An 11,663-nucleotide genomic window follows, 5' to 3' on the forward strand; every position below is an offset into this window, starting at 1 on the left:
ATCCACTGCCAACGCGATCCACAAACCAAAACGTAAGGAAGAACAAGTGAGCGTGCAGCCCGGTGCATCACCGTTGATCAACGGCCAGCCGAACTACGTACCCGACATCGACGCCGAGGAAACCAGCGAATGGCTCGAGTCGATCGACGACCTCATCCAGACGGGCGGGCCCAAACGCGCCCGCTACATCCTCATGTCCATGGAGGAGCACGCCCGGCGCAAGGGCGTCGAGACCCCTCCGAACCTCACGACCCCCTATGTCAACACGATTCCCGTCGAGGAGGAGCCCCTTTACCCCGGCGACGAGACCCTTGAACGCCAGTTCCGCCGCTGGGTCCGATGGAATGCCGCGGTCATGGTCACGCGCCAGCAGCGCCCCGGACTGGCCGTGGGCGGCCACATCTCCTCTTTCGCCGCGTTGGCCACCCTCTACGAGGTCGGCTTCAACCATTTCTTCCGGGGCAAGGACCATCCCGGGGGCGGCGACCAGGTCTTCTTCCAGGGGCATTCTTCTCCCGGCAACTACGCGCGCGCCTTCCTCGAAGGCCGCCTGACCGAGGCGGACCTGGACTCCTTCCGCCAGCAAGTTTCAAGAAAGTCGGGCGGCCGCGGCCTTCCGTCTTATCCGCACCCGCGCCAAATGCGCGACTTTTGGGAGTTCCCCACCGTCTCCCTCGGCATCGGCCCAGCCGCGGCGATCTACCAGGCGTGGTTCAACAGGTATGTGAACAACCGGAAGATCAAGGACACAAGCGACCAACGCGTGTGGTGCTTCTTGGGCGACGGCGAAATGGACGAGCCGGAGTCGCGCGGCCTCCTCCAGCTCGCGGCGACCCAGCAGCTTGACAATCTGACCTTCGTCGTCGACTGCAACCTCCAGCGCCTCGACGGGCCCGTGCGCGGAAACGGAAAGATCATCCAGGAGCTCGAGGCCTTCTTCAAGGGCGCAGGCTGGAACGTCATCAAGGTCATCTGGGGGCGCGAATGGGACGTGCTGTTCCAGGCCGACAAGGAAGGCGCACTCGTCAATCTCATGAACGAGGTGCGCGACGGCGACTACCAGGGGTTCAGGGCCAACGACGGCTCTTTCGTGCGCGATTCGTTCTTCGGCCGCGATCCGCGGACCAAGGCGATGGTCGCGGACTGGACCGACGATCAGATTTGGTCGCTCAAACGCGGCGGACACGACTATCACAAGGTCTATGCCGCCTACCGCGCCGCGACGGCCTACAAGGGCCAGCCGACCGTCATTTTGGCCCACACGGTCAAGGGCTACGCCCTCGGGACGAACTTCGCCGGGCGCAACTCGACGCACCAGATGAAGAAGCTCAACTCGGCCGACCTCCGCCTGCTGCGCGACACCCTGCACCTGGACATCTCCGACGCGCAGCTCGAGGATCCCTACAACGCGCCGTATTTCAAACCCGATCCGAGCGAGCCGGCGATGGAATACATGATCGAGCACCGCAAGCAGCTGGGCGGATACCTTCCCGAACGCCGGGTGTTCTCCGGAGGGGTCGAGCTTCCCGCCCAGAAACACTACGACGCCATCACCACCGGCTCCGGCAAGCAGAAGGTCGCCACCACCATGGCGCTCGTACGCCTCATCAAAGACATCGCCAAGGACAAGGCCTTCGGCTTCAGGCTGGTGCCGATCATTCCCGACGAAGCGCGCACCTTCGGCCTTGACGCGATGTTCCCGACCGCCAAGATCTTCAACACGCTGGGCCAGCAGTACACCTCCGTGGACCACGACCTGCTCCTTTCCTACAAGGAGTCCGAGAGCGGCCAGCTCATGCACACGGGCATCTCCGAGTCCGGCTCGGTGGCCGCCTTCCAGGCTGTGGGCACCTCTTACGCGACTCACAACGTCCCGATGGTCCCGTTCTACATCTTCTACTCGATGTTCGGCTTCCAGCGCACGGGCGACCAGTTCTGGGCAGCGGGCGATCAGATGGCGCGAGGATTCATCGTCGGGGCGACCGCCGGCCGCACGACGTTGGCCGGCGAGGGCCTGCAGCACATGGACGGGCACTCTCCCGTCCTCGCATCGACCAATCCGGCCATCGTCCAGTACGATCCGGCCTACGCCTATGAGATCGCACATATCATGAAGGACGGTTTTGTGCGCATGTACGGCGACGGATCGGACGGGCGCGACCAGAACGTCATGTACTACCTGACTGTGTACAACGAGCCGATTCATCAGCCGGCCCAGCCTGACGGCGTCGACGTCGAGGGCATTGTCAAAGGCATCCACCTCCTTGAGCCGGCCGAGGGGGATGGGCCGCGCGTCCAGCTCCTCGCCTCGGGCGTGGGAGTTCCGTGGGCCCGCGAGGCCAAGCGCATGCTCGCCGGGGACTGGGGCGTGCAGGCCGCCGTGTGGTCCGTCACCTCGTGGTACGAGCTGCGCAAGGATGCCCTTCAGGCGGACGAGCACAATTTCCTTCACCCGGAGGACGAGCGCCGCGTGCCCTACGTGACCGCCAAGCTGCAGGGCGCCGAGGGCCCGTTCGTGGCGACGTCGGACTTCGAACACCAGGTTCAGGACGCGATCGCAAGGTGGGTGCCGGGCGATTACTACACGCTCGGCGCCGACGGCTTCGGTTTCTCGGACACCAGGCCCGCTGCCCGCCGGTTCCTCAAAATCGACGCCGCCTCCATGGCGGTGCGCGCCCTTCAGGGCCTCGCCGACCAAGGCAAGATCGACCGGTCGATCGTCAAGCAGGCCATCGACAAATACGACCTGTTCAACCCCAACGCGGCGGATCCGGTTCCCGACGATCTGGCCTGAAAGGAAACACCATGATCGTCACCACGACCAACAGCATCGAGGGCTTCAAGATCGACAGATACATCGGTCTGGTCACCGGAGAGGTCATCGCGGGCGTCAACCTGTTCAAGGACATCGGCGCGGGCCTGCGCAACCTCTTCGGCGGCCGTTCGCAGGGATACGAGAACGAGCTTCAGACGGCCCGCGAGAGCGCCCAGAAGGAGCTCGTCGAGCGCGCTGAGAAGCTTGGGGCCGACGCCGTCGTGGGCGTAGACCTCGACTACGAGGTCCTCGGGCAGGGCGACATGCTCATGGTCTCGGTGACGGGCACGGCCGTGACGCTCTCTTACGGAGGCCAGGCATAGAAGGCGGCCCCCGAAGGAAGGCTCAAGGCTTCGGAGCCTAGAGGCTCCGCCGCAGGCGCCTCTCGACGGGAACCGCAGCCAAGGCGGCGGGCTAGGAGACTCCGCAGATCAGCAAGTCAGCCAGTTGGCCGGGGGTCTCCGCCGTTCGCCAGGCCAACGCGTATTCCTCCTCGGGAGCGGCGCCCCAGCGGACGAGCACGGTCGGCAGGCCGTGCGCGGCCGCGCCGTCGACGTCGTACTTCCTGTCCCCCACCATGACGGCGTTCGACGCGTCGACGCCGGCCGCCTCGAGGGCCTCCAATGCGTCCCCGACGATCCAATGCTTGGCCGTGCGGCCGCGGGATTCGTCTGCCCCGCAGACCGCGACGAAGCGTCGCGCGATGCCCAGGCGCTCAACGAGGGCAACAGCGGCTTCGGTCCTTTTCGACGTGGCGATCGCCATGGGCACGCCCGCCTCGTGCAGGCGCTCGAGCATGGCCTCGATTCCGTCGAAGAGGCCCAGCTCCAATTCCCTCGCCGAATAGAGTCGCCGATAGGCGCCGACGAAATAGCCGGGGTCGACGCCCAGCTCGGCGAAGGACTCGGGCAGCGGCGGCCCGACGAACCGCCGGTAATATTCGCGTGGGTGGACGATTCCCGCCTCTTCCCGCATGATTCGGTCGAACGTCTCGGCCACCGCGTCCATGGAGTCGACGAGGGTGCCGTCCACGTCAAAAAGCGCCGGCCGGAGCGTGCGGCCTCCGCTCACAATTCGATTCCCTCGACGCTTCCGGCTCCGACGCGGGCGATCTTGCCCTTGACGAAGTCGAGAACCGTCGTCGGGCCTCCCTCTCCGCACGGGCCTTCGACGACGACGTCGACGAGATGCCCGAGGTCGTCCTTGACCTCCCAACCGTTGACCATCGGGTCCTCCTCTCCCGGAAGGATGAGCGAGGATGTGAGCATGGCCTCCCCCAAGGCTTCGAGGATCGCCTGGCTGATCCGGTGGTCCGGGATTCTCGCGCCGACTGTGTGCTTCTTCGGATTGACCGAGATGCGCGGGACGTCCTTCGTGCCCTTGAGGATGAACGTGTACGGGCCGGGCGTGAGGGATTTGATGAGACGGAACTCCGAGTTGCCGACGATCGCCAGCTGTCCCAGCTGGGCGAAGTCGTGGCACAGGAGCGTGAAGTGGTGCTTGTCGCCTACCTGGCGAATCGAGCGGATCCGCTCCAGGCCTTCTTTGTTTCCGAGCGAACAGCCGAGCGCGTAGCCCGAATCGGTCGGAAAGGCGATGACCTCGCCCGACCGTATGTGCTCGACCACTTTGTCAACGAGCCTGGGCTGAGGATCGACGGGATGAATCTCGACGTAACGGACCATGCGTGCACCTTCCCTTCTGGCATACTCACATTGCACGGTACACAAAAGACTACCAAGGAAGGGGAAGCATGGATCGTCAAGCAGCCTGCGAGGCCGCGCGGGCGGCCCTCGAACGGGAAGGCGTCGGCGGCGCCGACGAGGCGTTCGACATGGCGTCGGTCGACGTCGTCACCCGGTGGGTCGTCGCCCGGGCCATCGAGACGGAGGCCAAGCGGACGCTTCCCGACGCCGGCATCGCCGGGGCCGGCACGTTGGGCGAGCTCCTCGATTTGGCGGAGAAGGATCGGACCTAGACGGACAATGCCTAACGGACGAACAGGACCCCGACGGGGTCCTGTTCGTCGATTGAGGCGACTGTCACGGCAAGTCATCGCACGCGCCGCGGACCGGGCTTCACCCGACTCGGTGGAGCCACCGAACCGGCGCGCCCGCACCGGCGTAGCGGAAAGGCTCGAGCTCGTCGTCCCAAGCCTGCCCGAGGGCGAGATTGAGCAAGCGACGCATCTCGTGAGCATCTCCTCCCGCCTGGTCGATCGCAGCGCGGATTCGATTTTCCGGCACGACGACGTTGCCCATGAGGTCCGTCTGGGCGTAGAAGATCCCGAGGCCGGGTGTGGCTGACCATCTCCCGCCCTCGCTCACCGCTGTTCCGTCCTCAGTGACCTCGAAGCGCAGATGCTCCCACCCGCCGAGGGCGGAGGCAAGCATCGCGCCGGTTCCGACGTCGCCCACCCAAGAGGCCTCAGCGCGGCTCATCGAAGGCAACGCTGGCTGTGCGGTCCATTCGAACCGCACGTCGTATCCGAGCACACTAGACACCGCCCATTCGACGTGCGGCCGAACGGCGGGCGATACCGAGTGTATGAATATGACGCCTCGGGTGGCGTGTTTTGCACTCATGGCGTTCCTCCTTTAGGTGGCTTTCCCCTTGTCACCCTGCCGGAGGAATCCCTCCTATCGTGCCACATCACGAGGGAAAACGCCATAGGCGGAAGAAACCCTTTGCCGGCGCAGGGCCGGCGCCCGCACCGGCCCTCAGAGATCCCGTATCGCCCTCATCGCCTTCTTCCGAGTCTCCCGATCAAGCCTGTCGATGTACAAATGCCCGTCAAGGTGATCGACTTCGTGTTGAATGCATCGTCCCATGAGACCTTCGCCTTCGACGACCTTCTTCCGTCCGTCAAGGTCGGTTCCCTCGGCACGAGCGTACAACGAGCGCTTCGTCGGGAACCACAGATCCGGGACCGACAGGCACCCTTCCTCGCCGTCTTGAAATTCGTCGTCGGAAAGCTCGACGATAACCGGGTTGAGAATGTAACCGATCTCACCTTCAATGTTCCAGGAGAACGCACGCAAAGAGACACCGATCTGATTTGCTGCGAGGCCTGCGCGTCCGTCCATGTCGACGTTCTCGATGAGGTCTTCGACCAGCGCCTTCACCCCCGGCGTGATTTCGTCAATGGGTGAGCACGGCGTGCGCAGGACGGGATCGCCCACGATGCGAATTGGTCGAAAAGTCATGGATCAAGTCTAGGGCACATCGGCGCGAGCGGAGGGGCGGCGTGCCTGAGCGGCGTCGGAGCGCCCCGCCAGGTCCTTGAAATATCTGGCCACCGGCCACCGTTCGAATCCCACCGCTTCGTACGTCGCCCGGGCCGGTGCGTGGCCGGGATCTCCGCCCGTTTCCACCATGAGCATCCGCATTCCCAGCCCCCGGGCGCGCGACTCCGCCCGTTCAATGAGGCGACGCGCTATTCCCCGCCTCCGCCACGGCGGATCGACGGCGAGAATGTACACCTCGCCCATGCTGTCTTCGGGATGCATGCGCGTGCAGACCCATCCGACGGGACGTTCGCCGTCAAGGGCGACGTCGATGCCGGAGGGCTCCGCGTCGAGCACGAAGGCGACGTCGTCGGCCTGGCGCCGCTCCCATCCCGCCGGATAGAAGCACTCGTAGACGAAGTTCGGCACGGACTGGTGCATAAGAGGAAAGACGGCTTCCCACGCCCTCAGCGAGAGCTCGATCAGCGCCTCGCGGTACTCTGCGCGGTATGGGACAACGGATATCATGGACAGCGCTCCTAACGATCGTGCAGGGGTCGGCCGTGCCCGAGGACTCTTCCGCGGAAGGGCCGACCGCATTCGTCCCTAGGCGAGTTCCCGGCTCCTATGTCCGCACACGGCGGCTGCGCCTGCCGAGCGGTCGGATCTGGGTACTATGCGAAACAGGGGCGAAACCGGATAGCTTCACCCCTGCCTTCAAGCTCCCGCGGCTGGACTCGAACCAGCAACCGTTCGATTAACAGTCGAATGCTCTGCCATTGAGCTACGCGGGACCGCGAACACGAAAACTTTAGCAGCAGCAGCGGATCGCCGCCAATCTCGTTGCGGTGCCTTGCATCACAGAGACTTGCGGCGCTCCGCCGCGCTGCTTTGCGCGCCGGAAACGGCACGCCGTCATGACGAGGAGGCGCTGCCCCTTTCGGAAGCCTTCGACTCTGATCCACGAGTTCCCGCGGCAGGCGCGGGTTTCTCCGCGTCGCTTTCGGTGGCGCTTGCAGGCGACGTCGCCTCTGCGGCGTCTGCACTCGTCTCAGCCACGCGCATTCGTCGCTGGATCGGCCGCCGAGGGCTGCTCAAGGCCGTCTTTCGGCAAGTTCGAGGAAGCGTCCGCCGGGCCTTCCTCGTTCGCGGCCGCCGTCGGGTTCGCAAGTCCGTCGGATGCGCCGGGCGACGCATCGACGTCCGGCGGCGTCAGGACCTCCGGCTCAGGCTCGCTTTTCGGAGCCGCCGCCTCCTGCGAGAGGGCAGGGGCGCCCTCCGGAACGGCAGACGCACTCGGCGCGTCCGATGCGCCTGCGGAGCTCGCATCCGACTCGGACGCCTCGCTTGAAACCGCGCCGTCGGCAGCCTGTGCAGCGGCTGAGACGCCGACCACCGGCTCGCTCGCAGAACCGACAGTCCCATCTGCTCCCGCATCGTCGACGGCCTCCGCAGCCTCAACGGTTTCAGGGGCTGCGGCCTTGGCAAATTCCGCGTCTTCCGCGGCCTCAGGAGCTTCCGCGGCCTCAGCGCCCTCGACGGATTTAGCGGGCTCCGCCGCGAGCGACTCCGGCGAGGCGACGTCCGCTTCAGCTGAGGTCTGAGACTTCTCAACCGCCTCCATCTCCGCCTGGGCCTCTTTGGATCCCTCTGGGGGCGTCTGAGGGCCGGCCGAGTCGGCGTCGTCTGCTGGCAAAGCGGACTGCGTCGAGGACTCTTCGGAGGCGCCCCGCCCTTCGTCGCCGTCGGGCTCGAGTCCGACGATGTCGCGCAGCGTCTCTTCGAGCTCGGCGATCGCCTCTTCGTCCTCTTCCTTCGCTCGCCCGTCGATGATGACCTGAGTGAACAGGTCGTCTTTGTCGTCGCGTCTGACCATCGCCCGAACTTCGGCGCCCGACGGCAACTTGGCACTGCGGCGAACGACGATCGAACGCTCGAGGCGTTCGCGGACCACGAGTGCGATGTTCTCTTCGCCGTCGGCGAGCTTGAGCTCGAAAGCCGGAATGTTCCAATCGACGAAGGGCATCGTCAATGTGTTCCCGCTCCACGTCGCACGTTCGAATTCGAACCAGTGCCGCTCTTCGGTTTCTTTGTCCGTCGCCACCGCGATCCTGTCGGCGAAAACGGCGAGCCAGGCTTCGGCGTCTCCGTCTATTCTCGCGATCTCAATCGGCTTGCCCCCCAGGGCCGCCACCGCCGAGGGCGTCCGACGCTTTTCCCCGGACTTTTTGCGTTTCACAATTATTCCGTTCTCTCAAAGTCCGCGGCGGTAGGCGTGCGCTCACCCATCACGGCCGTGATCGCGGCGTCGGTGTGCACCGCGCCCGCTCCGTTGGTGTCGCCTCCCGCCAGTTTTTGGCCCGCGAAGTAACCGAGAATCGCCATGATCGTTCCGAGTACGAGCGCCAGGATGAAGCGCCTCTTCTGCGCTTTGCGCAACTGCGCGATCTCCTCGGGCGTGAGAGACGACATGTCCGGTTGCTTCATAGCCATGCGTAAAGACTACAGGAGCGATTTTGCCTGGCCCATATGCCGCTGCCGAAAAGCCCGCACTTTGTGACGTCGAATTCGCCGCTCACCCCTGCAACACGGCCGATCGGCCTAGGTTACCCCGCTCGCCGAACGGTAACGAACGCAGCATTCTCTGCAAACTCGCACAGCGACCGACCAGGTTTCCTTCGCAAATCGGGCTCCGGGCGCCGCGCCTCGGCGGACCGCCCGCAGCGCCGCGGCTTTCTTCCGCGGACCTCGCTCCCGGTAGGATGGACTCCATGCGTTTCGTCCTACTGACCCCCAAGGCATATGCGCGTTTCCTCGAGGAATCTCGCCCCCGAGTCTTCATCCCCCAGAGCATCGAGTTCGCCCGCGTTCGCGAAAGGCAAGGGTACAAGGTCGAGTACGTCGGCATCGTCGACGACGCCGAACGCAAAGTCGTAGGGGCGGGCGTGCTCGCCTACCAACCATGGAAGAAAGTCTTCTGGAGGGCGCAACTGACCTACGGTCCGCTGCTCGATTGGGAGAGCACCGCCGCGATCGAGGCGTTTTTCACCGGCTTGAAGCGCCATCTGAGGAAGAACCCCCGGGTCCTCGCCCTGCGTTTTAACCCGCTGCTCCCTCGGGCCTTCTACGAGGACATCAAGGTCGTCGAGGAAAATCCCGTGGCGGCGAAGGCGCAGGAGACCTTCGCCAAGTTGGGCGCGACCCGCCTGAAGAAGGAGTTCTACGAGCAGCCGGACATACAGATCCGGTACATCTACACGAAGGACATATCGGGCAAGACGTTCGACGAGGCGACCGCGACCTTGGCAAAGGGCTTGCGGCGGCGCTTTCACAACGAGGGGCGCTACGGCGTCGAGACGCGCCTGTTGGGGCCCGAGGAGTTTGACGTTTTCGACAAGCTCCACGAATCGACGGCCGATCGGACGACAATGCACGGCATCTCCGGTTCGAGCAGGGCGTTCTACACCGAGCTCATGCGCGAACTCGGACCGGAGCGGGCACTCCTATGCGTCGCCTACCTCTCCCCCTCGCGCTACCTCGAGCAGATCGCCGACGAGCGGCAGGAGTCGCTCAAGCGCATCGAGTTGCTGGAGGGCCGCAAAGCCACGAAGGCAAGGGACAGGGAGCTGGAGCAGCTGCACGAGCGTTTGACGACGCTCGATTCCCAAGAGGAGCAGGCTCGCAAGACCCTCGACGAGTACGGCGACGACATTCCGTTTAACGCCGCGCTGAGCTTCCGCTTCGGGGACGAGCTCATCCTCCTGCTGGGCGGCATGGACAAGCGTTTCGCCGCCTACGGGAGGGACTACCCCGTGGAGCGCGCAATGTTCAAATGGGCTTGCGACAACGGCCTGTCGGTCTACAACACCTTCGGCGTGTCTGGGATCTTCGACGAGACCGCGCCCGACGCCCCCGTGCTGAAGTTCAAGCGCTGGCTCGGAGGAAACGTCGAAGAGTTCGTCGGCACATATGTTCTGCCGATCCATCCCCTTCTCGCCAAGGCGACCGGCGCCCTCAACTGAGGAAGAGCCCTCGGCCGAAGGGGAAGCGCTTCGGCCCATTCGAAGCCTCGAATCCCGAAGGGCGTCGAATTCTCAGAACCCCGAGTCGGTCGGCTCGGGGTACCACGCGCGCATTCGCCGCCGCTGGTTGAAGCCGTTGGCCAAGCGATAGAAGGCCCGCTTGAGGCTGCGGTCCGCCGAATACGCCAACGGGTTGACGACGCCGGCTTTCTTCGCTCGCCGCACGCGCGCGTAAAGGTCCGCGTCGCGAATGTACCTTCGATTGGCCAGCGACGCCGGAATAATGCAGAAGATCGCCTCGCGCGCATTCGTCGCGCACGCCGCCCCTTCGGGGGCGGGATCTGCGCTGGGCGCATCGCTTTGGCAGAAGCGCCCGGCGGCGTCGGCTTGACCCAGTCCGGCCCCCGGGGCGCCGTGGGCCCCGTTTTCCTCCATGTCCGCGAGCATCGCTTTGGCGAGGTCGACGCCGGCGACCTTGAGGTAGTAGTGGCCGCGGCCGATGCGCGGGTTGAGGTCGAGCCAGCGGGCTGCGCCGTCGCGCGGATCGACCTTCACGTCCATCGAAAAGAACCCGCGCAACCCTGTCCGCGTGACGATGGACTTCGCCTGTTCGATCAGCTCGGGATTGTGTTCGGTCAATATGATTCCGGCGTTGCCAAGGTATTCGGGTTGGTGCAGGCCGAGGATGACCCTCCCGGAGCCGCACGCAGTGACCGTCCCCCGGGCGTCCACATATCCGTTGACGACCCACTGGGTCGTGTCGTCGCCTGGGACGAGCTCCTGGACGATGAGGCGCGTGTCCACCCCTCCCTCGCGCCATCTCGCAAAGGTCGCCAGCGCGGCCTCGCGAGTCTCGAGCGGCAAAACTTTGCGCAGCCCCTGGTTCCAGTAGCGGCTGAGGTCGCTCGCCTCCTCGGGCTTGACGACGACGGGGAACGTCACGCCCCCCAGTGCGCCTTCCCAGGAAGCGGGCTCCCGCAGATCGATTCGCGTGCGCGCCGGAGCGCTCAAGCCGAGCCCGGCGATGATCGCGGCCATCTCAGCTTTGGAATTCGCAGTCGCGACCGCCTTCCGGTCTCCGTACGGAAGAAACCAGTCGCGGCTCAGAGAGTCTCGATGTCGGGCGACGAAGCCGACGGCCTCGTCCGTGTTGACGAGGAGGATCAGGCGGCGGTCGGGAAACTCGCGCGCCAGGCCGTCGAGGATGCCGAGGAAAGCCGCCTCGTCGTCCAGCGAGCCCTTGCCCACGAGCCGCACATCGAAGATCGAAGAATGGTCGATCGGACCGCGCATGGCGTCGGCGACGACGAGCGAGCGCACCCCGGCCGCCTCGTGGAAGATGCGGGCGAAGCTGTAGGCGGCTATGTCGTATCCGAAGACGACCGGGAGAATCGGCTTCTCACGCGCGGGATCGTCGAGGCGACCCCGGCGTCCCCGGTGCGCCTGCGACCCGCCTTCGGTCCGCGGCCTCTCGCGCTCGGCGCCTCTTTGCGGGCCGTCGTTTTCCCGGCCGTTCCGGCTGTTGTGCACGGCATTCCCCATTCGCTTGCACGCCTTTCCTTCATCGGAGTTTTGGCCTGTTCTGTTGTTCAGGCCTGC

The 11,663-nt window shown here is 65.1% G+C and carries 12 protein-coding genes and 1 tRNA gene; 4 read left to right on the forward strand and 9 right to left on the reverse strand.

Annotated elements, in window-relative coordinates; translation table 11 throughout:
• Positions 1-46: 46 nt before the first annotated feature.
• Together aceE and A4H34_RS09080 are read left to right on the forward strand one after the other, a co-directional pair.
• Positions 47-2,794 carry a pyruvate dehydrogenase (acetyl-transferring), homodimeric type gene (aceE, locus tag A4H34_RS09075; RefSeq protein WP_064231879.1) on the forward strand — a complete coding sequence of 916 codons (2,748 nt, stop codon included), beginning with the start codon at positions 47-49 and terminating at the stop codon, positions 2,792-2,794.
• 11 nt (positions 2,795-2,805) lie between these two features.
• Complete coding sequence (locus tag A4H34_RS09080) at positions 2,806-3,138, forward strand: YbjQ family protein (protein ID WP_009199734.1); 333 nt, start codon at positions 2,806-2,808, stop codon at positions 3,136-3,138.
• Positions 3,139-3,229: 91 nt separating this feature from the next.
• Here A4H34_RS09080 and A4H34_RS09085 read toward each other — a convergent pair whose 3' ends face one another.
• Together A4H34_RS09085 and A4H34_RS09090 are read right to left on the reverse strand one after the other, a co-directional pair.
• Complete coding sequence (locus tag A4H34_RS09085; RefSeq protein WP_082903185.1) at positions 3,230-3,886, reverse strand: HAD family hydrolase; 657 nt, start codon at positions 3,884-3,886, stop codon at positions 3,230-3,232.
• Positions 3,883-4,500 carry an L-threonylcarbamoyladenylate synthase gene (locus A4H34_RS09090; RefSeq protein WP_009199736.1) on the reverse strand — a complete coding sequence of 206 codons (618 nt, stop codon included), beginning with the start codon at positions 4,498-4,500 and terminating at the stop codon, positions 3,883-3,885. The genes A4H34_RS09085 and A4H34_RS09090 overlap by 4 nt, the downstream gene beginning before the upstream one ends.
• A gap of 68 nt (positions 4,501-4,568) precedes the next feature.
• Here A4H34_RS09090 and A4H34_RS09095 point away from each other — a divergent pair, with 68 nt between their 5' ends.
• Positions 4,569-4,793, forward strand: coding sequence for a hypothetical protein (locus A4H34_RS09095; protein ID WP_064231880.1), 225 nt, complete (start codon positions 4,569-4,571; stop codon positions 4,791-4,793).
• 100 nt (positions 4,794-4,893) lie between these two features.
• On the opposite strand, the gene A4H34_RS09100 is transcribed toward A4H34_RS09095, so the two are convergent.
• The 6 genes from A4H34_RS09100 to A4H34_RS09125 all read right to left on the reverse strand — a co-directional run bounded on the left by A4H34_RS09100 (position 4,894) and on the right by A4H34_RS09125 (position 8,535).
• Complete coding sequence (locus tag A4H34_RS09100) at positions 4,894-5,400, reverse strand: DUF3145 domain-containing protein (protein WP_040323457.1); 507 nt, start codon at positions 5,398-5,400, stop codon at positions 4,894-4,896.
• Between the two features lie 135 nt (positions 5,401-5,535).
• The gene (gene def / locus A4H34_RS09105; RefSeq protein ID WP_064231881.1) at positions 5,536-6,021 is read right to left on the reverse strand and encodes a peptide deformylase; all 486 of its coding nucleotides are present in this window, start codon (positions 6,019-6,021) and stop codon (positions 5,536-5,538) included.
• Positions 6,022-6,030: 9 nt separating this feature from the next.
• On the reverse strand, positions 6,031-6,570 hold the full coding sequence (locus A4H34_RS09110) for a GNAT family N-acetyltransferase (RefSeq protein ID WP_009199740.1): 540 nt from the start codon (positions 6,568-6,570) through the stop codon (positions 6,031-6,033).
• A gap of 194 nt (positions 6,571-6,764) precedes the next feature.
• Positions 6,765-6,836: transfer RNA gene (locus A4H34_RS09115), tRNA-Asn, on the reverse strand.
• 257 nt (positions 6,837-7,093) lie between these two features.
• A complete protein-coding gene (locus tag A4H34_RS09120) occupies positions 7,094-8,281 on the reverse strand; it encodes a hypothetical protein (protein WP_064231882.1) in 1,188 nt (395 codons plus the stop codon).
• Between the two features lie 2 nt (positions 8,282-8,283).
• Positions 8,284-8,535: a hypothetical protein gene (locus tag A4H34_RS09125; protein ID WP_009199742.1), complete on the reverse strand. Its 252-nt coding sequence runs from the start codon at positions 8,533-8,535 to the stop codon at positions 8,284-8,286.
• Positions 8,536-8,813: 278 nt separating this feature from the next.
• Here A4H34_RS09125 and A4H34_RS09130 point away from each other — a divergent pair, with 278 nt between their 5' ends.
• A complete protein-coding gene (locus A4H34_RS09130) occupies positions 8,814-10,064 on the forward strand; it encodes a lipid II:glycine glycyltransferase FemX (protein WP_231871016.1) in 1,251 nt (416 codons plus the stop codon).
• Positions 10,065-10,136: 72 nt separating this feature from the next.
• Here the strand turns inward: A4H34_RS09130 and A4H34_RS09135 are convergent, their stop codons facing one another.
• The gene (locus A4H34_RS09135; protein WP_231871017.1) at positions 10,137-11,606 is read right to left on the reverse strand and encodes a carboxylate--amine ligase; all 1,470 of its coding nucleotides are present in this window, start codon (positions 11,604-11,606) and stop codon (positions 10,137-10,139) included.
• Positions 11,607-11,663 lie beyond the last annotated feature (57 nt).

Origin of the sequence: Peptidiphaga gingivicola (assembly GCF_001652275.1) — a bacterium.
GTDB lineage: Bacteria > Actinomycetota > Actinomycetes > Actinomycetales > Actinomycetaceae > Peptidiphaga > Peptidiphaga gingivicola.